20 protein-coding genes and 1 tRNA gene are annotated in these 21671 nt (G+C 71.3%); 10 read left to right on the top strand and 11 right to left on the bottom strand.

Features of this window, described 5'->3' with window-relative positions:
- Positions 1 to 9 precede the first annotated feature (9 nt).
- The 4 genes from thrC to argS form a co-directional block, all read right to left on the bottom strand.
- The gene (thrC, locus tag AB0B14_RS26265) at positions 10 to 1059 is read right to left on the bottom strand and encodes a threonine synthase (RefSeq protein WP_357524729.1); all 1050 of its coding nucleotides are present in this window, start codon (positions 1057 to 1059) and stop codon (positions 10 to 12) included.
- Between the two features lie 141 nt (positions 1060 to 1200).
- Positions 1201 to 2511, bottom strand: coding sequence for a homoserine dehydrogenase (locus tag AB0B14_RS26260; protein WP_357067214.1), 1311 nt, complete (start codon positions 2509 to 2511; stop codon positions 1201 to 1203).
- An 8-nt stretch (positions 2512 to 2519) separates the two neighbouring features.
- Positions 2520 to 3905, bottom strand: a complete 1386-nt coding sequence (gene lysA, locus AB0B14_RS26255; RefSeq protein ID WP_357066840.1) for a diaminopimelate decarboxylase — start codon at positions 3903 to 3905, stop codon at positions 2520 to 2522.
- A gap of 1 nt (position 3906) precedes the next feature.
- A complete protein-coding gene (argS, locus tag AB0B14_RS26250; RefSeq protein ID WP_357524727.1) occupies positions 3907 to 5574 on the bottom strand; it encodes an arginine--tRNA ligase in 1668 nt (555 codons plus the stop codon).
- Positions 5575 to 5671: 97 nt separating this feature from the next.
- Here argS and AB0B14_RS26245 point away from each other — a divergent pair, with 97 nt between their 5' ends.
- The 4 genes from AB0B14_RS26245 to AB0B14_RS26230 all read left to right on the top strand — a co-directional run bounded on the left by AB0B14_RS26245 (position 5672) and on the right by AB0B14_RS26230 (position 8400).
- Positions 5672 to 6478, top strand: a complete 807-nt coding sequence (locus AB0B14_RS26245; protein WP_357066837.1) for a DUF3105 domain-containing protein — start codon at positions 5672 to 5674, stop codon at positions 6476 to 6478.
- Positions 6479 to 6486: 8 nt separating this feature from the next.
- Positions 6487 to 7161, top strand: a complete 675-nt coding sequence (locus tag AB0B14_RS26240) for a DUF305 domain-containing protein (RefSeq protein WP_357066835.1) — start codon at positions 6487 to 6489, stop codon at positions 7159 to 7161.
- 381 nt (positions 7162 to 7542) lie between these two features.
- Positions 7543 to 8235, top strand: coding sequence for a winged helix-turn-helix domain-containing protein (locus tag AB0B14_RS26235; RefSeq protein ID WP_357524793.1), 693 nt, complete (start codon positions 7543 to 7545; stop codon positions 8233 to 8235).
- A gap of 93 nt (positions 8236 to 8328) precedes the next feature.
- Positions 8329 to 8400 (top strand) — tRNA-Arg (locus AB0B14_RS26230).
- A gap of 92 nt (positions 8401 to 8492) precedes the next feature.
- Here the strand turns inward: AB0B14_RS26230 and AB0B14_RS26225 are convergent.
- Positions 8493 to 9461 (bottom strand): WYL domain-containing protein, encoded by a 969-nt coding sequence (locus AB0B14_RS26225; protein WP_357524725.1) that lies wholly within the window; start codon positions 9459 to 9461, stop codon positions 8493 to 8495.
- Between the two features lie 112 nt (positions 9462 to 9573).
- On the opposite strand from AB0B14_RS26225, the gene AB0B14_RS26220 reads away from it, so the two are divergent.
- On the top strand, positions 9574 to 9999 hold the full coding sequence (locus AB0B14_RS26220; RefSeq protein WP_357066831.1) for a VOC family protein: 426 nt from the start codon (positions 9574 to 9576) through the stop codon (positions 9997 to 9999).
- Positions 10000 to 10044: 45 nt separating this feature from the next.
- Positions 10045 to 10503, top strand: a complete 459-nt coding sequence (locus AB0B14_RS26215) for a hypothetical protein (RefSeq protein ID WP_357066829.1) — start codon at positions 10045 to 10047, stop codon at positions 10501 to 10503.
- Between the two features lie 10 nt (positions 10504 to 10513).
- Here the strand turns inward: AB0B14_RS26215 and AB0B14_RS26210 are convergent, their stop codons facing one another.
- The 5 genes from AB0B14_RS26210 to AB0B14_RS26190 form a co-directional block, all read right to left on the bottom strand.
- A complete protein-coding gene (locus AB0B14_RS26210; RefSeq protein WP_357524723.1) occupies positions 10514 to 12895 on the bottom strand; it encodes an excinuclease ABC subunit UvrA in 2382 nt (793 codons plus the stop codon).
- Between the two features lie 30 nt (positions 12896 to 12925).
- A complete protein-coding gene (locus tag AB0B14_RS26205; RefSeq protein WP_357066824.1) occupies positions 12926 to 13336 on the bottom strand; it encodes a VOC family protein in 411 nt (136 codons plus the stop codon).
- A gap of 5 nt (positions 13337 to 13341) precedes the next feature.
- A complete protein-coding gene (locus tag AB0B14_RS26200; protein ID WP_357066822.1) occupies positions 13342 to 13791 on the bottom strand; it encodes a helix-turn-helix transcriptional regulator in 450 nt (149 codons plus the stop codon).
- Between the two features lie 71 nt (positions 13792 to 13862).
- The gene (locus AB0B14_RS26195) at positions 13863 to 14822 is read right to left on the bottom strand and encodes an ATP-dependent DNA ligase (protein WP_357066820.1); all 960 of its coding nucleotides are present in this window, start codon (positions 14820 to 14822) and stop codon (positions 13863 to 13865) included.
- Between the two features lie 66 nt (positions 14823 to 14888).
- Positions 14889 to 16346 (bottom strand): MFS transporter, encoded by a 1458-nt coding sequence (locus AB0B14_RS26190; protein WP_357066818.1) that lies wholly within the window; start codon positions 16344 to 16346, stop codon positions 14889 to 14891.
- Between the two features lie 79 nt (positions 16347 to 16425).
- On the opposite strand from AB0B14_RS26190, the gene AB0B14_RS26185 reads away from it, so the two are divergent.
- The 3 genes from AB0B14_RS26185 (at position 16426) to AB0B14_RS26175 (ending at position 19785) form a co-directional block, all read left to right on the top strand.
- Entirely contained in the window at positions 16426 to 16857 is a 432-nt protein-coding gene (locus AB0B14_RS26185) for a helix-turn-helix domain-containing protein (RefSeq protein WP_357066816.1), read from the top strand.
- Between the two features lie 100 nt (positions 16858 to 16957).
- Positions 16958 to 17545: a helix-turn-helix domain-containing protein gene (locus tag AB0B14_RS26180; protein WP_357067210.1), complete on the top strand. Its 588-nt coding sequence runs from the start codon at positions 16958 to 16960 to the stop codon at positions 17543 to 17545.
- A complete protein-coding gene (locus AB0B14_RS26175) occupies positions 17545 to 19785 on the top strand; it encodes an MMPL family transporter (RefSeq protein ID WP_357524721.1) in 2241 nt (746 codons plus the stop codon). Before AB0B14_RS26180 ends, AB0B14_RS26175 begins: the two co-directional genes overlap by 1 nt.
- Before the next feature lie 106 nt (positions 19786 to 19891).
- On the opposite strand, the gene AB0B14_RS26170 is transcribed toward AB0B14_RS26175, so the two are convergent.
- Complete coding sequence (locus AB0B14_RS26170) at positions 19892 to 21148, bottom strand: erythromycin esterase family protein (protein ID WP_357066812.1); 1257 nt, start codon at positions 21146 to 21148, stop codon at positions 19892 to 19894.
- A 128-nt stretch (positions 21149 to 21276) separates the two neighbouring features.
- On the opposite strand from AB0B14_RS26170, the gene AB0B14_RS26165 reads away from it, so the two are divergent.
- The gene (locus AB0B14_RS26165) at positions 21277 to 21468 is read left to right on the top strand and encodes a DUF2795 domain-containing protein (protein ID WP_357066810.1); all 192 of its coding nucleotides are present in this window, start codon (positions 21277 to 21279) and stop codon (positions 21466 to 21468) included.
- Positions 21469 to 21671: the final 203 nt, after the last annotated feature.

The following is a 21671-nucleotide window of genomic DNA, read 5'->3' as shown; positions in this document are numbered from 1 at the left end:
GGTGACCGCTCAGGCCAGGTCGAGGGCGCGGGCGGCGGCCAGCGGGTCGTTCGCGATGGTCAGCGGCGCCGGGGCCGTGGAGATCGCCCACTCCGGGTCCTTCAGGCCGTGACCGGTCACCGTGCAGACCACTGTCGACCCGGGCGGCACCGCGCCCGCCGCGGCCTGCTGGAGCAGGCCGGCCACGCTGGCCGCGCTGCCCAGCTCCACGAAGACACCCACCTCGCGGGCGAGCAGCCGGTACGCGGAGAGGATCTCCCGGTCGGTCACCGCGGCGATCAGGCCACCGGAGGTGTCCCGGGCGTCCAACGCCCTGGTCCAGCTCGCCGGGTTGCCGATCCGGATGGCGGTGGCGATCGTCGACGGCTCCGGCACCACCTGGCCGGTCACGATCGGGGCCGCACCGGAGGCCTGGAAGCCGTACATCTTCGGCGCGCGGGTGGTGGCGCCGGCGGCCTGCTCCTCCGCGTAGCCCATCCAGTAGGCGGAGATGTTGCCGGCGTTGCCGACCGGCAGGCAGTGGATGTCGGGCGCGTCACCGAGTGCCTCGACGATCTCGAAGGCGGCGGTCTTCTGGCCGTGCAACCGGTCGATGTTGACCGAGTTGACCAACGCGACCGGGTGGTCCTGAGCGAGCTTCGCGGCGAGCGACAGGCAGTCGTCGAAGTTGCCACTGACCTGGAGCAGCTTCGCGCCGTGCACCAGGGCCTGGGCCAGCTTGCCCAACGCGATCTTGCCCTGCGGCACCAGCACCGCGCAGGTCAGCCCGGCCCGCGCCGCGTACGCCGCGGCGGAGGCGCTGGTGTTGCCGGTGGAGGCGCAGATGATGGCCTTGTTGCCGGCCTCGACCGCCTTGGACACCGCGAGGGTCATCCCCCGGTCCTTGAAGGAGCCGGTCGGGTTGGCACCCTCCACCTTGAGGTGCACGTCGCAGCCGATCCGCGCGGACAGCACCGGCGCGGGCAACAGCGGGGTGTTGCCCTCGTGCAGCGTGACAACCGGCGTGGCCGCGGTGACCGGCAGCCGATCCCGGTACGCCTCGATCAGACCCCGCCACATGTCGTTCTCCTCGCCTCTGACACTGCGCCGACCCGCGCATCGGGCCACCTTGGACCAGCCTGCCGGAGTGGTCAAGGGCACACCCCGGCTTACCCACCTGGCGGGACGCGCGAGCCAGCCCCACCCATGGGTGTCAACGAATCAGGCGCCGCCCTCGACCCGCAACACACTGGTCACGGACCGGACAATGTCCAGACCGCGCAGCTCGCCGACTGTCGCGGCGAGCGCGGCATCCGGTGCGACGTGGGTGACGATGACCAACTCGGCGTCGCCGTCCCGGCCGGGCGACCCACTCGCCGAACCCTGCCGCACCGTCGCGATCGACACGTCGTGCCGGGCGAACACGTTCGCCACGGAGGCCAGCACACCGGGACGGTCGGCCACGTCGAGGCTGACGTGGTAGCGGGTCAACGCCTCGCCCATCGGCCGGACCGCCAGGTCCGCGTACGCGCTCTCGCTGGCCGCGCGCACCCCGGCGAGCCGGTTGCGGGACACCGCGACCACGTCACCGAGCACCGCGCTGGCGGTCGGCGCACCCCCGGCGCCCCGACCGTAGAACATCAGCTGCCCGGCCGCGTCCGCCTCCACGAAGACCGCGTTGAACGCGTCGCCGACGCTGGCCAGCGGGTGACTGCGCGGGATCATCGCCGGGTGCACCCGGACGCTGACGGTCTCCCGGCCGCTGCGGTCGACGCCTCGGGCCGCGATGCAGAGCAGCTTGATCGTGCAGCCCATCGCCTGAGCGCTGGCCATGTCCGCGGCGGTCACCTCGGTGATGCCCTCGCGGTGCACGTCGGCGGCGCCGACCCGGGTGTGGAACGCCAGCGAGGCGAGGATCGCCGCCTTCGCCGCGGCGTCGAAGCCCTCCACGTCGGCGGTCGGGTCGGCCTCCGCGTACCCCAGGGAGGTTGCCTCCTCCAGGGCCTCGGCGAACCCGGCGCCGGTCGCGTCCATCGCGGAGAGGATGAAGTTGGTGGTGCCGTTGACGATGCCGGTGACCCGGTTGATCCGGTCACCGTGCAGCGACTCGCGCAGCGGGCGCAGCAGCGGGATCGCGCCGGCTACGGACGCCTCGTAGTAGAGGTCGCCGCCGCCCTCGGCCGCCGCCTCGTGCAGGGCCACGCCATCCTCGGCGAGCAGCGCCTTGTTGGCGGTGACCACGCTCTTGCCGGCCCGCAGCGCCTCGACCAGCCAGCCCCGGGCCGGCTCGATGCCGCCCACCACCTCGATCACCACGTCGACGTCGTCGCGCTTGATCAGGCCGAGCGCGTCGGAGGTGAACAGGGCCTCGTCGACCGGCAGATCACCCCGATCGCGGCCGAGCCGACGGACGGCGATGCCGGCGATCTCCAGTGGAGCGCCGATGCGGGCGGCCAGGTCGGCCGACTGCTCGTGCAGCAGCCGGACCACCTCCTGGCCGACCGTGCCACAGCCGAGCAGCGCCAAGCGCACAGGTGACGTCATCCCACATCCAATGCCAGCAGATCGTCTTCGGTCTCCCGCCGGACGATCAGACGCGCCTGACCGTCGCGCACCGCGACAACCGGCGGCCGGGGCACATGGTTGTAGTTGCTGGCCATGCTCCGGCAGTACGCGCCGGTGCCGGGCACCGCGACAAGATCTCCGGGCTGCACGTCGGCGGGCAGGAATTCATCCTTCACCACGATGTCCCCGGACTCACAGTGCTTTCCCACCACGCGGGCGAGCAACGGCTGCGCGCCCGACGCGCGGGAGGCCAGCGTCGCCGAGTAGGACGCGTCGTAGAGCGCGGTGCGAATGTTGTCGCTCATCCCGCCGTCGACGCTGACGAACGTGCGGATGCCGTCGAGCTCCTTGACCGTGCCGACCTCGTAGAGGGTGAACACGGCCGGCCCGACGATGGCCCGCCCCGGTTCGATCGACAGGTGCGGCACGGCCAGGTTCTCCGCCGCGCACTCCGAATCGACGATCTTGCGCAGCCGCTTGGCCAGGTCCTGCGGGGTGGCCGGGTCGTCCTGGGTGGTGTACGCGATGCCGAAGCCGCCGCCTAGGTCCAGCTCGGGAAGCTCCACCCCGCGCGCGTCGCGGATCTGCGCCTGCAGGGCGAGCACCCGGCGGGCCGAGACCTCGAAGCCACTGGCGTCGAAGATCTGCGAGCCGATGTGCGAGTGCAGACCGCGCAACTCCAGCACACCCTCGTCGAGGATCTTGAACGCGGCGTTCGCGGCGGCGCCACCGGCCAGCGAGAAGCCGAACTTCTGGTCCTCGTGGGCGGTGGCGATGAACTCGTGGGTGTGCGCCTCGACGCCGACGGTGACCCGGACCAGCACCCGGGGCCGGACCCCCCGTTCGCGGGCCAGCGCGGTGAGCCTGTCGATCTCGGTGAACGAGTCGACGATGATCCGGCCCACCCCGGCGTCCAGCGCCCGGCCCAGCTCGGCGACCGACTTGTTGTTGCCGTGGAAGCCGATCCGCTCCGGCGGCATCCCGGCCGACAGCGCGGTGGCCAGCTCACCCCCGGTGCAGACGTCCAGGTGCAGCCCCTCCTCGGCGATCATCCGGACCACCGCCCGGCAGAGGAACGCCTTACCCGCGTAGAAGATGTCCTCGGTCGGGAAGGCCGCCCGGAAGTCGCGGCAGCGCGACCGCAGGTCGGCCTCGTCGAGGACGTACACCGGGGTGCCGAACTCGGCCGCGATGTCGCGGACGCTCAGGCCCGCGACGGCGACCGCGCCGTCCGCGCCGCGCGTCACCGACCGCGGCCACAGCGCCGGCAACAGGGCGTTGACATCCTCCGGGGTACGCAGCCAGGCCGGCCCCCGGCTGTTGATGTCCGCGTGCAGCGCACCCGCCTCATGAGCCCTCATGTCACATCCTCTCCGGTGCGGAGACGCCCAGCAGGTGCAGCCCGTTGGCGATCACCGTGCGGGTGGCGTTGTTGAGCCAGAGCCGGGCGCGGTGCAGGTCGGTGACCTCCTCGTCGCCCAGCGGCAGCACCCGGCAGTTGTCGTAGAAGCGGTGGTAGGAGGCGGCGACGCCCTCCTCCAGGTAGCGGGCCACCCGGTGCGGCTCCCGCAGCTCGGCGGCCGTCGCCACCACGGCGGGGAACTCGGCGAGCGCCTTGAGCAGCTCGTTCTCCTTCTCGTGATCGAGCAGCTCGGGGCGGAACGCGTCGGCGTCGCCCGGGACCAGCCCCACCTCGGCGGCGTTGCGGGCCACGCCCGCCGTCCGGGCGGCGACGTACTGCACGTAGTAGACCGGGTTGTCGCGGGTCGCCCGGGTCCACAGCTCGATGTCGATGTCGATCGGGGAGTCGCTGGAGTAGCGGGCCAACGCGTACCGGGAGGCGTCCACGCCGATCGCCTCGACCAGGTCCTCCAGGGTGATCACCGTGCCGGCCCGCTTGCTCATCCGCATCGGAGCGCCGTCGCGCAGCAGGTTGACCAGCTGCCCGATGAGGATCTCCAGGTTGCGCTCCGGGTCGTCGCCGAAGCAGGCGGCCATCGCCTTCATCCGGCCGATGTAGCCGTGGTGGTCGGCACCCAACATGATCACGACCCGCTCGAAGCCGCGCTCGCGCTTGTCCAGGTAGTAGGCGCAGTCCGCGGCGAAGTACGTCCACTCGCCGTTGGACTTGCGCAGCACCCGGTCCTTGTCGTCGCCGAAGTCGGTGGTGCGCAGCCAGGTGGCGCCCTCGGACTCGTAGAGGTGCCCCTGCTCGCGCAGCCGGTTCAGCGCGAGGTCCAACTCGCCCCGGTCGTGCAGGTCCTTCTCGTTGAAGTAGGTGTCGAACTCGACCCCGAAGTCGCGCAGCGAGGAGCGGATCTCGTCGAACATCAGCGCGACGCCCTCGACCCGGAAGACCTCCTGGGCGGCGTCGTCGTCGAGGGTCCGCACCTCCGGCCGGCGGGCCTGCACCTCGGTGGCGATCTCGGCGATGTACGCCCCGCCGTAGCCGTCCTCCGGCGCCGCCTCACCCTTGGCCGCGGCGAGCAGCGAACGGGCGAACCTGTCGATCTGCGAACCGGCGTCGTTGAAGTAGTACTCCGTGCCGACGTCGGCGCCGGTGGCCCGCAGCAGCCGGCTCAACGCGTCACCGACGGCCGCCCAGCGGACCCCGCCGATGTGCACCGGCCCGGTCGGGTTGGCCGAGACGAACTCCAGGTTGATCCGCTCGCCGGCGAGCCGGTCGCTGCGGCCGTACTCCGCACCGGCCTCGACGATCACCCGGGCGAGCTGACCGGCGGCGGCCGCGTCGAGCCGGATGTTCAGAAAGCCCGGACCGGCGATTTCGACCGACTTGATGCCCGTTGACCGGCCCAGCTCGTCGGCCAGGGCGGCGGCCAACTCCCGGGGCGGAACACCCACCTTCTTGCTCAACTGCAGGGCGAGGGTCGAGGCGTAGTCGCCGTGCTCGGGATTGCGCGGTCGCTCCACCACTGTGTGCTCCGGCAGGGCTGCGCGGTCCAGGCCACGCTCGACGAAGACGGCGTGGGCGGCGGCAAGGACGACCGAGGCGAGTTCTGCAGGAGTCACCCAGCCATGTTATCGGGGGTAGACTCGGGCACTCGGCGGCTACCCTGCGCGTCATCCGGCCCGCCACTCCCCTGACCGACCGACTTGACGAGGCACGATGAGCATCAGCACCCCCGGTGGCCCTGAGCGCCGCCCGACCGTGGTCAGCACCGGGAAGAAGCCGGCCGCGGGCCGGCCGGCACCCGGCGCCAAGGCCGGTTCCGGCAAGCCGGCGGGCTCCCCGCGGGCAGGTGGCAAGGGCCCGCGCAAACCGGTCACCCCGGTCAAGGTGAGCCAGGGCCGCGCCTGGGGCCCCATCGCGCTCTTCGTCGCGGTGGGCGTGCTCGCGGCCGGCATCATCGGCTACGGCGCCTACGCGGCGTTCCAGGGCTCCAAGCCGTGGGACAAGCGGGCCAACGCCATCGACGGCATCGCCAACATCCGCAAGACCGACGGCGAGAGCCTGAAGTACGAGTCGCACAAGTCAGGCCCGCTGACCTGGAAATACTCCCCGCCGGTGGGTGGCGTGCACAACGCCGCCTGGCAAAACTGCATGGGCGACGTCTACGACGCCCCGATCGCCAACGAGCACGCGGTGCACAGCCTGGAGCACGGCGCGGTGTGGATCACCTACCGCCCCGACCTGCCCGCCGACCAGGTCAACAAGCTCGCCGGCAAGGTGCGCGGCGTCGAGAAGATGATGATGAGCCCGTACGAGGGCCTGGACAAGCCGATCTCGCTGCAGGCCTGGGGCTACCAGCTCAAGCTCGACAACGCCGACGACTCGCGCATCGACGAGTTCATCAAGGACCTGCGGGTGAACGCCTCCGCCGAGGGCCCGACGGCGCTGTGCAACACCGGCATCACCGCCACCGGCACCACGCCCCGCGAGCTCCCGCAGCAGCAGCAGCCACCCCAGCAGTAAGGACGCCGATGACCGCCCCCGCCACCACCGACAGCGAGTACGACGACACCCCGGCCGTCCCGGACGAGGACGGCCGGGCCCCGGCGTCGCGCTACGGCGTGCTGGCGCTCGCCGTCATGGTGGTGGTGGGGCTCCTCCTCGGGTACGCCGGCGGCCTGCTCACCCCGCGACTCACCCGGCCGGGTGACGCGTCGGTCGAGGCGGGCTTCGCCCGGGACATGACGACCCACCACGCGCAGGCGGTGGAGATGAGCCTGATCGCGTACCGGTCGGCGACCCTCCCCGAGGTGCGGCAGATCGCTGTCGACATCGCCACCGGTCAGCAGGGCGAGATCGGCGCCATGCAGACCTGGCTGCGCGAATGGGGTCTGAGCCCGACCGGGTCGCAGCCGCCGATGTCGTGGATGTCCGACGGGGCCCGCCTCAACAAGGACGGGCTGATGCCGGGGATGGCCACGCCGCAGCAGATGACCGCCCTGCGCGACGCGCGGGGCATCGAGGTCGACAGGCAGTTCCTGACCCTGATGTACGACCACCACCTCGGCGGCATCCACATGATCGACGCGGCGCTCGACGAGACCGACAACGCCGAGGTGGTGCGGGTGGCGAAGACCATGAAGGCCACCCAGCAGACCGAGCTGAACAACCTCCGGCAACTCCAGGCACAGGCGGCCAAGGGCTAGCTAGCCCACTCGCGACGGCCGTACCGGGCCCGCGCCACCGCCGCTCATCGGCGCGGGCGCGGGCCCGCCCCATACCCACCCCAGCCCCAGTCGGCGCAGCACCCGACGCCCAGCGCCCAGCGGCCCGGCGCACAGCGGCCCGGCGCACAGCGGCCCGGCGCATGATCGACTCCGGTTTCAGGAAACCGGGCTGTCCGCGCGACCGGGACGCCCCGACTTACAGAAACCCGAGTCGATCAAGTTGCGCACGTGGGGAATTGTGGACTGAATGTCACTTGTGTCCGGTGTGGGGTATTTGACCGGGACAGGCGATTACGTTGCTTAGAGAGTTTTCTCCGCACATATCGTGACCAGTTGCGATTCGTGCTCGTTGCCCAAGACGTGGGGGTTGCACTCAGAGACGCACGGCGTTCGGTCACCAGCTGGTGCCGACGCCACACCATCGGTGGTGACGGGGCGGTGGCAGCCGTCCGTCGCGGACAGCGGCAGGGCGAGCCGGGAATGCTCAGCCGCGAACAGGAACTCGAACTGATCGACACACTGCGGGGCGTCCACCCCGACGAGTTCGGCCTGGACGAAGAGCTGTGGACCAGGCAGAGCCTCACCACGCTCATCACGCGCCGATTCGATCTGCCGTTGGACACGGGCGCGGTCGGGGCGTACCTGCGGGCCTGGGGGTTGGGTCCGCGCGAGCCGCGCGAGCGCGCCTGCGGGCTCTGCGTCAGCGCGGTCGAGCGCTGGGTGCGCAGTGAGTACCCGGCGATCACCCGGGCCGCCCAGGAGCACCTCGCGGAGGTCTACTGGATCGGTCGGGTGCGGCTGCGCGGCACCATGCCGGCAGCCGACGTGATCTCCGCGATCTCGTCCCGCGGCCGGGTGCGCTTCATGATCACCACGCCGACGGTGGACCCGCCACTCCCCCGCGACTTCGTGCTGCGGCTCAGCGGCGCGGAGCAGCGCACCGTGCATCTGATCGTGGACGGCTCCTGGCCGCGCAACGAGTGGCCACGCCGGCTGCCGCGGCGAGTCGTCCTGCACCCGCTGCCCAGTTGTGGGCGGGCGGTCGCGGCCTGAGCGCAGGGGTGAGCCGGTCGCCGACACGATCGGCTCACCCGATACCGATTCGGCGTACGCAGGGGAGGTTTGCTAGTCTTCTCCAGTCGCTGAGCCCCCGTAGCTCAGGGGATAGAGCACCGCCCTCCGGAGGCGGGGGCGCAGGTTCGAATCCTGCCGGGGGCACACTTGCCAAGAAATCAGGCCGGGCGCAGGAGCATGTTGGCTCCCCGCGCCCGGTTTTCGCATTCCCGCTGGTCGTAGCCGCCCAACGGGGGTCATCCTGCCGCGGCGGCGAAACGGCGGGCGAGACCCGCGAAGGCGGCCCTGAGCTCCGCGGGCCCGACAACCTCGATGGCGGCGTCGAACCTGCCGAGGGCGGCTGCGAGGCCGGTCCAGGACCAGGAGCCCTGCACGAGTCGGCACCGGTCGGGGCCAAGTTCTTCGACGAGCCCGTCGTTCGTGTACGTGGCGGCCACGGCGGCGGGAAGGTCGAGGATGACCTCACCGAGGCAGGGCCACGCCGACGCGTCGGTGGACCCTCGGAATCGGGCGGCCACGAAGGTGGCCACGTCTGTCGCGGGGAGCCGTCGGGGGGCGAAGCGCGGTCCGGTTGGGGTACGCGGGCTGATGCGGTCGACCCGGAACGTGCGCCAGTCGCCACGGTCGAGGTCCCAGCCGACGAGGTACCAGCGTCCCTTCCAGGTGACGAGGTGGTGGGGCTCCACGCGGCGGGGTGGCGCGTGGCGGTCGGACGTCGTCGAGGCGTAGTCGAAGCGCAGGACATCGTGGGCGTGCACGGCCGTCCCGATGGCCGTCAGCACACTGCTGTCGACCGGCGGGTCCGGGCGGGTGGTGGGTTGTTCGACGGCGGTGACCCGCAGGGTGTCGATGCGGTGCCGCAACCGACTGGGCATGACCTGCCGCATGGTGTGCAGCGCTCGCGCGGCGCCCTCCTCGATGCCCGCTCCGGAGAGGGGGGCCAGTTGGAGCGCGACGGCGATGGCGACCGCCTGCTCGTCGTCGAACAGCAGCGGTGGCAACTGAGCACCGGCGTCCAGCCGGTACCCGCCGTCCGGGCCCTTGACGGCCCGGACCGGGTAGCCGAGCTCGCGCAACCTGTCGACATCGCGCCGCACGGTGCGGGGGCTGACGTCCAGCCTTTCGGCAAGCAGGCCGCCCGGCCAGTCGCGGCGCGCCTGGAGCAGCGAGAGCAACGCCAGCAGTCGCGCCGATGTCTTGGGCATGCCTCCGATCTTCGCAAAGGTAGCGGACACAACCTGACCGCTACCGCTGTCATCGTTCCCTCGTCCCCGGGCAGCAGCCACGGGGTGAGGACACGTACCAGGAGGGGCAACCATGAGCATCGACACCGTCGCGCACGTCAACCTGCGGGGCAACGCCCGTGCCGCTCTCGAGTTCTACCGGTCGGTGTTCGGCGGTGACCTCGTCGCGGTGACCTATGCCGAGGCTCAGAACGTGCAGCACCCGGACGAGGCCGACCAGGTCATGTGGGGTCAGGTCACGTCCGCCGAGGGCTTCCAGATCATGGCGTACGACGTGCCGTCCGGGCGACCGTGGAGCCCGGGCGAGAGCCCGTTCTTCGTCTCGGTCCGCGGTAGGGACGCCGACGAGATCACCGGCTACTGGAAGAAGCTCAGCGAGGGCGCGACAATCGTGGTCGACCTCGCACCTGCCGGCTGGGCGCCCCTCTACGGCATGCTCACCGATCCGTTCGGCATCACCTGGGTGCTCGACGTCGCGGTCGCCAACAGTCCCGCCTGACCACCCCACTGGCGTCGACGATCGCACAAGATCAAGAATGTCGGCATGCTGTTTCTCGTGTTGCTCCTCGCCGCGCTGGGTGGGGCCGTCCTCGCGACGACCCTCACCGTTCGCGGGCTCCGCACGGTGTTCCGGAGCAGCGAACGGTCGGGTTGGCTGCGGGCGGCGGCCCTTCTCGCCGGCGCGGGCGCCGTCGCCGTGTACGCCTGGGGTCTGCTCCACCTCGGCTACGCGGTGCTGCGGGCGGAGGACGGTGGCGCCGGCTCCTTCCCGATCGAACCCTGTCGGGAGGCCGGGCCGCAGCGGGCGAGCCAGGTCAACGGGTACGACGTCCGCCTCCTGCCGCTGCGCTTCGAGTGCCGCCTCAGCGGTGGCAGCACCTACGTCACCTCGTCAGTGCCCGGGTACGTCAACCCGAGCACCGCAGCCCTCGGTCTGATCACCGCCACCTGCGGAGTCCTCGCCACCACGACGGCACGGCACGCCCGACCGCCGGTGGCGTGAACGTCGGCCGTCAACTGCCCACGTACGTCGCCAGGTGCTCGCCGGTGAGGGTGGAACGGGCGGCGACGAGGTCGGCGGGGGTGCCCTCGAAGACGACCCGACCACCGTCGTGGCCGGCACCGGGACCGAGGTCGATGATCCAGTCGGCGTGCGCCATGACCGCCTGGTGGTGCTCGATGACGATCACCGACTTGCCGGCGTCGACGAGGCGGTCCAGCAGGCCGAGCAGTTGCTCGACGTCGGCCAGGTGCAGGCCGGTGGTCGGTTCGTCGAGGACGTAGACGCCGCCCTTCTCGGCCATGTGGGTGGCCAGCTTGAGGCGCTGCCGCTCGCCGCCGGAGAGGGTCGTGAGCGGTTGGCCCAGGCTGAGGTAGCCGAGCCCGACGTCGGCGAGCCGGTCGAGGATGGCGTGCGCGGCCGGCGTACGTGCCTCGCCGGCGCCGAAGAACTTCTCGGCCTCGGTCACCGACATCGCGAGCACCTCGCTGATGTCGCGACCGCCGAAGCGGTATTCCAGCACCGACGCCTGGAACCGCTTGCCCTCGCAGTCCTCGCACGGTGCGGCGACGCCGGCCATCATCCCCAGGTCGGTGTAGATGACACCGGCGCCGTTGCAGCTCGGGCACGCGCCCTCGGAGTTGGCGCTGAACAGCGCCGGCTTCACACCGTTGGCCTTCGCGAACGCCTTACGGATCGGGTCGAGCAATCCGGTGTACGTGGCCGGGTTGCTCCGCCGTGAGCCACGGATCGCGCCCTGGTCGATCGACACCACACCGGCACCGGCGGGGATCGAGGAGTGCACGAGTGAACTCTTGCCGGAGCCGGCGACACCTGTCACGACGACGAGCACCCCGAGCGGGACGTCGACGTCGACGGCCTGGAGGTTGTTGGCCGTCGCGCCACGGATCTCCAGCCTGCCGGTGGGCGTACGCACCGTCTCCTTGAGGGCCGCCCGGTCGTCGAGGTGGCGGCCGGTGATGGTGCCGCTGGCGCGTAGGCCCTCCAGGGTGCCCGCGTAGCAGATCGTCCCGCCGTCCGTGCCGGCTCCGGGACCGAGATCGACGACGTGGTCGGCGATGGCGATGGCCTCCGGCTTGTGCTCCACGACCAGCACGGTGTTGCCCTTGTCGCGCAGTTGCAGCAGCAGCTCGTTCATCCGCTGGATGTCGTGCGGGTGCAGCCCGATCGTGGGCTCGTCGAAGACGTAGGTGACGTCGGTGAGCGACGAGCCGAGGTGGCGGATCATCTTGGTGCGCTGCGCCTCGCCGCCCGACAGGGTGCCCGACGGTCGGTCGAGCGACAGGTAACCCAACCCGATCTTCTCGAACGAGTCGAGGAGGTGTTGCAGCCCGGCCAGCAACGGGGTCACCGACGAGTCCCTGATCCCCCGGACCCAGGCGGCGAGATCACTGATCTGCATGGCGCAGGCGTCGGCGATGTTCTTTCCCTGGATCTTCGACGACCGGGCCTCCTGGCTGAGCCGGGTGCCGTCGCAGTCGGGGCAGGTCGTGAAGGTCACGGCCCGTTCCACGAAGGCGCGGATGTGCGGCTGCAACGCGTCGATGTCCTTGGCGAGGAAGGACTTCTGGATGGACGGGATCAGGCCCGTGTACGTCAGGTTGATCCCATCAATTTTGATCTTGGTGGGCTCCCGGTGGAGCAGGTCGTGCTGCTCCCGCTTGGTGTACTTGCCGATCGGCTTGTCCGGGTCGAAGTAGCCGCAGCCACGGAAGATCCGGCCGTACCAGCCCTCCATGCTGTAGCCCGGGATCGTGATCGCGCCCTCGTTGAGCGAGAGGCTGTCGTCGTACAGCGCCGACAGGTCGATGTCGTTGATCGACCCCATGCCCTCGCAGCGTGGGCACATCCCGCCGAGCCGGGTGAATGTCGCCTTCTCGGTCTTCGTCTTGCCAACGCCACGGTCGACGGTGATGGCACCGGTGGCCTTCACCGAGGGGACGTTGAAGGAGTACGCGTTGGGCGAGCCGATGTGCGGCTGACCGAGCCGGCTGAACAGGATGCGCAGCATCGCGTTGGCGTCGGTGGCGGTGCCGACCGTGGACCGGGAGTTGGCGCCCATCCGCTCCTGGTCCACGATGATCGCCGTGGTCAGGCCGTCCAGCAGGTCGACCTCGGGCCGGGCCAGCGTCGGCATGAAGCCCTGCAGGAACGCGCTGTAGGTCTCGTTGATCATCCGCTGCGACTCGGCGGCGATGGTGCCGAACACCAACGAGCTCTTGCCGGAGCCGGAGACACCCGTGAACACGGTCAGCCGGCGCTTCGGGATCTCGACGCTGACGTCCCTGAGGTTGTTGACGCGCGCGCCCTGCACACGGATCAGATCGTGGCTGTCCGCGACGTGCGGCGTGGACGGCGGGGTGGCCGTGCTCATCGAGTCTCCATCTGGCCGGGGTTGGACGGGTCAGCGCACTTCCTGGATGCGGATCAGATTGCCGGCGGGATCGCGGAAGGCGCAGTCGCGCACGCCGTACGGCTGCTCGGTTGGCTCCTGGACGACCTCGGCGTCACTGGCCTCCAGGTTGGCGAAGGTGGCGTCGAGGTCGGCGGTGGCCAGATTGACGCCGAAGTAGCTGCCCTTGGCCACCAGCTCCAGGATGGTCTGGCGTTCGTCGTCGGTGATGCCGGGGCTGGCGGCCGGCGGGTGCAGGACGATGGCCGTGCTCGGCTGGCCGGCCGGCCCGACGGTGATCCAGCGCATCCCCCCGTAGCCGACGTCGAGGCGGACCTCGAAACCGAGGACGTCGCGGTAGAAGGCCAGCGAGGCATCGGGGTCGAGGTGCGGAAGGAAGCTTGAGTGAATGGTGATGTCCATGGCCGTCACGCTAGTTGTGGCTCCGTGACCTGCGCTTCTCGATTCCTGATCGGTCTGGTCACCTGTTTCGCCACGCAGGACGGCATCCCCGCCGTCGCCTGCCCCGCCCGCCGCCGGTAGACGCTCGGCGGCACGCCGACCAGCTCGGTGAAGCGGGTGCTGAAGGTGCCCAACGACGAGCAGCCGACCGCGAAACAGACCTCGGTGACGCTGAGGTCGCCACGACGCAACAACGCCATCGCGCGCTCGATCCGCCGCGTCATCAAGTAGCTGTACGGAGATTCGCCGTAGGCGAGCCGGAACTCGCGGCTGAGGTGCCCGGCCGACATGTGCGCGCCCCGGGCGAGCGCCTCGACGTCGAGCGGAGACGCGTACTCCCGGTCGATCCGGTCGCGGACCCGGCGCAGCCGCGCGAGGTCGCCCAGTCGCTGGGTCGCATCGGGTTTGCTGCTCACCTGGGAAATCGTGCCACAACCCACCGACAATCAGCCGCTCGCCGGGCGCGGGCGGAGGCCGGCGAGCCCGGTCAGCCGGCCTCGCGGCGGGCGCGGGCCCGACGCTTCCCCTCGTGCATGGCCTGCACCCGGGCCACCGGGATGGTCCGGCCCTCGGCGACCAGGTCGGCCGGGAGCGGCTGCGGCGCCGGCATCAGCGCGGCCCACGGGTCGCCGTCGCCGAGCAGCGCCGGCGCGGTCCGGATGGTGAAGTCGGCCGGGGTCACCTCGGTCAGGTCGGCCCAGTCGACCGGGAAGGACACCGGCATCCCGGGGCGCAGCCGCGGGCTGTACGTGGCCACCACCGTCGCCCCGCCCGCGCGGGTGGCGTCCACGAAGACCCGGCCACCCCGGTCCTCCTTGATGTACGCCGTGGTGGCCAACGCCGGGTCGAGCCGCTCGGCGCGGACGGCCAGCGCCCGGGTGGCGGCGGCCAACTCCTCCGCCGTGGGTTCGTCGGCCACCGGGACGAACACGTGCACGCCCTTCGCCCCGCTGGTCTTGACCGCACCGGCCAGGCCGGCGTCGGCGAGTGCCTGGCGGACCAGCAGGGCCGCGGCGACGGCTGCCCGGAAGCCGTCGCCCTCCGGCGGGTCCAGGTCGAGCACCAGGTGCGTCGGGCGCTGCGGATCCGCCGCGGTGGCCAGTGTCGGGTGGTACTCCACCGCGCGCTGGTTGGCGAACCAGAGCAGGGTGCGCCGGTCGTCGCAGAGGGCGTACGAGATCTCCCGGTGCGACGCCTCCGCCCAGACCGGCACCCGGCGGACCCAGTCCGGGGTGTAGCGGGGCAGGTTCTTCTGCATGAAGGGCGGCTGGCCGGGGCGGACCCGGATCACCGACAGGGGGCGGCCCCGCACCTGCGGGAGGATCCGCCCACTGACCGCGTCGAGGTAGTCGACCAGGTCACGCTTGGTCGCGCCGTCGCGGTCGGACAGCGGCTGGTCCAGGTTGGTCAGGGCCACGCCGTCCCGGGTCTCGTCAGCCTCGCTCACCCGACCACCTTCGCGGCCCCACGGCCCTCGGTCAACCTGCCCTGCCGACCGGCCCGTTGCCGGCGGTCAACCTGCCCTGCCGACCGGCTCGGTGTCGGCGGTCAACTCACCCGGCCGGCTGGTTCGGGCGGGTCGGGTGCCGGGCAGCGTGGTCAGTGCCACCAGCAACGCGGCGACCACCAGGGCGGCGGCCACGGCGAACGCCACCCGGTAGCCACCGGCCAACGCGGCCGTCTCGGCCCAGCCGGCGGTCCGCAGGCTGTCGCTGCGGGCGGCGGCCAGGGTGGCCAGCGCGGCCAGGCCGACCGCCCCACCGACCTGCTGGGTGGTGTTGGCCAGGCCGGAGGCGAGCCCGGCGTCGGTCGCGCCGGCCATGGCCAGGGTGGTGACCGCCGGCAGGGTCAGACCGCCGGCCATCCCGAAGATCAACATCGCCGGGAGTACGTCGGCGAGGTACGCGCCGTCGGTGGGCAGCCGGGCGAGCAGCAGGAAGCCGACGGTGGCCAGGCCCAGCCCGACCAGCAGTACGGTCCGGGCGCCCCAACGGGCGATCAGCCGACCGGCCAGGCCGAGTGACACCACCGCGATCACCACCGGGGTGGGCAGGAAGGCCCAGCCGGTCGTGGCCGCGTCCAGCCCGAGCACCAGTTGCAGCTCCACGGCGAGCAGGAACTGGAAACCGAAGTACGCGGCCACCATGAGGAACTGCACGGCGTTCGCCGCCACCAGACCCGGGACGCGCAGCACCCGACCCGGCAGCAGCGGGGTCGCCGCCACTCGTTGGCGGAGCACGAACCCGCCGAGCAGCAGCGCCGCGAGGGCCGCCGCGCCGAGGGTGCGCGGGCTGGTCCAGCCGTGCTCGCCGGTCCCCACGATGCCCAGCACGGCGGCCATCAGACCGGCGGTGACGAGCAGCGCGCCGGGCAGGTCCAGGCCGGCCCGTAGGCCGATACCCCGTTCGGCGGGGAGCCGGCGGACGGCCGTGAGCAGGATGGCCGCACCGATCGGCAGGTTGACCAGGAAGATCGCCCGCCACCCGGCCGCGTCGGTGAGCACCCCACCGGCGACGGTGCCGACCGACGCGCCGGCTGCTCCGGTGAAGCTGAAGACGGCGATCGCACGGGCGCGCTCGGCCGGTTCGGGATAGAGCCGGACGATCATGCCGAGGCTGACCGCCATGGCCAGCGCCCCACCGACGCCCTGGCCGAACCGGGCGGCCACCAGCAGGGCCGGCCCGGTGGCGACCGCGCAGGCCAGCGAGGCGAGGGTGAACAGCGCGACGCCGGCCAGGAAGACCCCCCGCCGGCCGAGCAGGTCGCCGAGTCGGCCGGCGAGCAGCAGCAGCCCGCCGAACGCGACCAGGTAGGCGTTGACCACCCACGCCAGGCCGGCGGCGGTGAAGCCCAGGTCGCGCTGTACGGCGGGCAGCGCCACCGCCACGACCGTGCCATCCAGGATGATCATCAGGCTGCCGGCACAGAGCACGAGCAGTGCCGGCCAGCGGGACGCAACGACGCGGTCCATGAAACCCCCTCCTTGGTGCACGGTTTGTTACCGAGGTCATCGTCTGTGACCATGAACCGGAGCGGAAGGAGGCACTGATATGTCCCAGAGGAACAGCGATGTGTCCGCGCTGGTCCAGGCCGAGGTGACGTGCACGGCCGAGAACGTGCCGTTCACCCCGGGCCAGGCTCGGGCGTGCACCGTCCGCCAGGTGCTCGACCGGGTCGGCGGCAAGTGGAGCATCGGCGTTCTGGTGGCCGCCTCACACGGGCCGGTGCGCTTCACCGAGCTGGAGCGGCACATCGAGGGAATCAGCCGCCGGATGCTCACCCTGACACTGCGCAACCTGGAACGGGACGGTCTGCTGCACCGCCGGGTCTACCCGACCGTTCCGCCGAAGGTCGAATACACCGCCACCCCGATGGCGCTGGAGCTGTACGAGTCACTTGTCGCGCTGACCGCCTGGGCCGAGCGGCACCGTCGGGCCATCGCCGAGGCGCGGACCAGGTACGACGCCGAGCACGCCGAGTAAACCAACGCCGGATGTGGGGAACGCCACCGCAGGAGTCTGACCGATCGGTCAGGATCTGACCGATCGGTCAGGCATGCTGGTTCACGGAGGTGGACCAATGATGGCCAGAGCGGTGTCCGAAACGCACGGTGAGATTCTCGCCGCGGCGGCGCGACGGTTCGCGGTCACCGGCTACCGGGGCACCTCGCTCCAGGACATCGCCGGCGAGGTCGGCTGTTCCAAGGCCACCGTGCTCTACCACTTCGCCAACAAGGAAGCCCTGCTCGCCGAGCTGATGGCTCCCGCGATCGGTGTGCTGCGAGACCTCGACGACCAGCTCACCGGCCTGACCGGGGCGCCCGCCCAGGAGGTCGCCGCGATCGGCTTCGTCGACCTCGCGGTCCGGTTCCGGCGGGAGATCGCGGTGCTGCGCGGCGAGTTCCCCGAGCTGCTGTGCCAGCCGGCCTTCGCACACATCCAGCAGATCTCGGATCGGCTGCGCGACGCGCTGGCCGGGCACTCCGACCGCCCCGGTGCCCGGATCGCCGCGCTGGTGCTGCTCGCCGGCATCTCCGAGGCGTGCGCCGAGTTCGTCGACATGCCCGACGACGAGTTGCGCCCCGCCCTGCTCACCCTCGTCCGGCGGGCCGTCGAGCCCGTCGAGTCACCCCAGCACCCAGCACCCACGACCGAGGACAAGGACTCCTGATGGCCACCCTGCTCTACCGGCTTGGCCGGGGCGCGTTGCGCCGGCGTCGACTCGTTGTCGCGCTCTGGCTCGTCGTACTCGTCATCGCCGGCCTGGCCGCGGCGACCCTGCGCGGCCCGACGGCGAGCAACTTCACCATGCCCGGCACCGAGAGCCAGCGGGCGCTCGACCTGCTCGCCGAGCAGTTCCCCGCGGCCAGCGGCGCCACCGGCACCATCACGGTCAAGGCGCCGGCCGACGGCCAACTGGCCACCCCCGAGGGCCAGGCCGTGGTGCAGGAGCTGGTCCAGGAGGCCTCGTCCCTGCCCGGCGTGGTCGGCGCGGTCAACCCGCTCCAGGTCGGCGCGGTCTCGCCCAACGGCCGGTACGCGCTGGTCCAGGTCCAGTTCGCCAGCGGCGGCGACGAGGTGAGCGACGCGCAGCGCACCGCGTACGAGGAGGTCGGCGCCGCCGCCGAGGCGAAGGGTTGGCAGGTGGCCCCGGGTGGTGAGGTGCTGGGTGGTGAGCCGGAGATCGGCTCCACCGAGGCGCTCGGCGTCCTCGTCGCCGCGATCGTCCTGATCATCACGTTCGGTTCCCTCGTCGCCGCCGGAATGACGATGCTCAACGCGCTGATCGGCGTGGGCGTCGGCATGGCCGGTCTGTTCGCGCTCAGCGGCGTCATCGAGTTGACCAGCACCGCACCGATCCTGGCGCTGATGCTCGGCCTCGCCGTCGGCATCGACTACTCGTTGTTCATCACCTCCCGGCACCGGCAGAACCTGCTCGACGGCCTGTCCCCGGAGGAGGCGGTCGGCCGAGCGGTCGGCACCGCCGGGTCCGCGGTGGTCTTCGCGGGCGCGACGGTGGTCATCGCGCTGGCCGGACTGGCCGTGGTGAACATCCCGTTCCTCACCGTGATGGGTCTCGCCGCCGCCGGCACGGTCACCGTCGCCGTCCTCGTCGCGATCACCCTCCAGCCGGCACTGCTCGGCTTCGCCGGTCGCCGGGTGCTCCCCCGCCGACTGCGCGCCGTCGCCACCGACGGCACCGACACCAGCGCTGGCACCACCACCGACACCAGCGCTTTCGCCGACCACTCCGGCGGCACCGACCGGCCGGCCGCCGAGGACGAGTCCCGGTTCGGGTTCCGCTGGGCACGACTGGTCACCCGCTTCCGCGTACCCGTCATCCTGGTCGGTCTGCTCGGCCTGGGCCTGCTCGCGCTGCCCACGCCGGACATGCGGCTGGCCCTGCCGGGGGCCGCGACGGCCGCCGTCGGCTCACCCGCCCGGGTGGCCAACGACCTGACCGTCGAGGGTTTCGGAGCGGGCTTCACCGGCCGGCTCGCGGTGGTGGTCGCCGGTGCCACGCCGCAGGCCACCGCGACCGCCGTGCCGCAGGTCACCGCACTGCTCCAGCGCACCGAGAACGTCCTCGCGGTGGCACCGGCGCAGCTCAGCCCGGACGGTCGGACCGCGCTGCTCGGCGTGGTGCCCAAGACCGGCCCGACCGACGAGGCCACCGAAACCCTGGTGCACGACATCCGCGGCGCGGTGGGCGGGATCCGCGACGCTGACGTGCTGCTCACCGGTGCCACCGCGATCGGCATCGACGTCTCCGAGAAGCTCTCCGACGCGCTACCGGTCTACCTGCTGCTGGTGGTCGGGCTCTCGGTGCTGCTGCTGATGCTGGTGTTCCGCTCGCTGCTGGTGCCGGTCAAGGCCGCGTTGGGCTTCCTGCTCACCGTCGCCGCCACGTTCGGCATCACGGTGGCGGTCTTCCAGCAGGGGCACCTCGCCGACCTGGTCGGCCTGGACACGCCGGGCCCGCTGATCAGCTTCCTGCCGATCCTGCTGATCGGCATCCTGTTCGGGCTCGCCATGGACTACGAGGTGTTCCTGGTGTCCCGCATGCGGGAGGACTTCGTCCACGGCAAGTCCGCCCGGCAGGCCACCATCAGCGGCATGGGGCACGGCGCCCGGGTGGTCACCGCCGCCGCGCTGATCATGATGTCGGTCTTCGGGGGCTTCGTCTTCCTGGAGGACCCGGTGATCAAGTCGATGGGCTTCGCGCTCGCGGTGGGCGTCGCCATCGACGCGTTCGTGGTCCGGATGACGATCGTCCCGGCGGTGATGTCACTCCTGGGTGACCGCGCCTGGTGGCTGCCGAGCTGGCTCAACCGCGCCCTACCGAACGTCGACATCGAGGGCGAAGGCCTCCGCACCCACCTGGAAGAACAAACCCCAGCACGGGTCTAACCCCGCCGCCGCCCGGTCGATCATGGAGTTGTGGTGCCCGTCGTGCCCCGATCCGAGGCCTTCGTCCAGCACCACAACCCCATGATCGACACGATCGGGCACGGCGTCAGACGCCGGCCGGGTAGGTTTCCATCTCGCCGGAGGCGGCCGGGACCGGCAGCGGGTGCAGAGCGGTTGTCTCGTCGCACCAGATGAACGCGTCGTAGCGGTCGCCGAGCCGGGTGGGCACGTAGTTGCCCCAGGACTCGAAGGACGGGTCGTAGACGACCCCGATCGCCCGATGGTCGGCGGTGTCGGTCACCCAGCCGGGCTGGTCGTCACCGCCGAAGATCAGCACCGCCCGGTCCGGCATCAGCTCGTGCAGCCGCCGCTCGATCGACCCCGCGCGGGCCGGAGGCACCACCATCGGTTCGGGTGGCGAACCCCACCGGGGTGCGGCGATCACCGTGCCCCGGTAGCTACCGAAGCCGATCAGCGCCACCGCGTCGTCGCCGTGCCGTTCCCGGGCCAACTGACCAATGTTGACCATCCCGTCCGCGGCCATGTCGGTGGCCCGCGCGTCCCCGACGTGCGTGTTGTGCGCCCAGACGATGCCCCGGGCCTCCGGGCCGTAGCGGTCCAGCAGCCGGTCCAGGGTGTCCTGCATGTGGGTGTCGCGGATGTTCCACGAGTCCGGCCCACCGGCCACCATCGCCCGGTAGTACCGCTCCGCCCCCGCCACCACCTCCGCGTTCTGCCAGGCCGAGAAGCGGTCCGGGCCGTCGGAGAGGGCATGTTCACGGGTCCGGGCGAGCAGCCGGACGACCTCCTCCTCACAGCGGGCGGAGACGAACCGGCTGGCCGCGCCGTACTCCTCGACCCTCTTCCCGTACGGCTCGAAGCACCGGTACGCGTCCTGCGCCGCCTCCAGCGACGTCGGGTCCTCCTCCCCCAGGTAGTCGAAGATCGCCTGCATCGACTCCCAGAGGCTGTACACGTCGAGCCCGTGGAACCCGGCGCGTTGCTCCTCCGGCCGCTCCACGTTCCAGGCCCGCAACCAACTGGCGAACCTGGCCACCTCGGCGTTGGCCCACATCCAGGTCGGCCACCGCTGGAACTGGTCCAGCGCAAGCTGCGGTTGGAGTGCGCCGTCCGGCGCGGCGGTCACCGAACGGTGCACCCGGTCACAGTCCGGCCAGTCACCCTCCACCGCGACGAAGGAGAAGCCGCACTCCGCGACCAACCGACGGGTGAGCTGCTCACGCAGCCGGTAGTAGTCGTAACTGCCGTGGGTGGACTCGCCGATCATCACCACCCGGGCGTCCCGAACGCGCTCCAGCAACGGGTCGAAGTCGCTCGGCGCGCCGAGCCGCTGAACCAGCATGCCAGCGGCTACCCGACCCCCGTGGGGACAAACCGTGGGCGCGCCGCGGGCCGACACGCCGGCCGCCGGGCCGTCGTGGGTGCCGACCGAGCCGGTGTACGGCCACCGCGAGCGGGTAGCCGGCCGACATGACCGTCACCGGCGTTCAGTTGCAGGAGTACCTGGCCGGACTCGACTACCCGGTCTCCCGGGAGGACCTGATCCGCTGGGGCCAGGAGAACGGCGCCAGCACAGAAATGTTGCAGATGTTGCAGTCGCTACCGCCCGAACAGTTCAACTCCCCAGACGAGTTAAACGCCGCCCTAACCACGCTCCCCTAACCCCTGCCCCCGCCCGTCGCCCCCGCCCGTCGCCCCCGCCCCGTCGCCCCCGCCCCGTCGCCCCCGCCTCGTCGGCCCCGGTGATCATGAGGTTATTGCCCTCCGGCACGGGGTGGTTTCTAGGCTTCAGTGCAACTGATCTTGGTTGTGGTGGAGGTGCTGGTGGCGAGGCCGGGTGTGGTGACGTTCGGGCATCGGCAGGT

Source organism: Micromonospora sp. NPDC049171, from assembly GCF_040648275.1.
Lineage (GTDB): Bacteria > Actinomycetota > Actinomycetes > Mycobacteriales > Micromonosporaceae > Micromonospora.
This window is presented reverse-complemented; position numbering and strand designations above follow the sequence as displayed.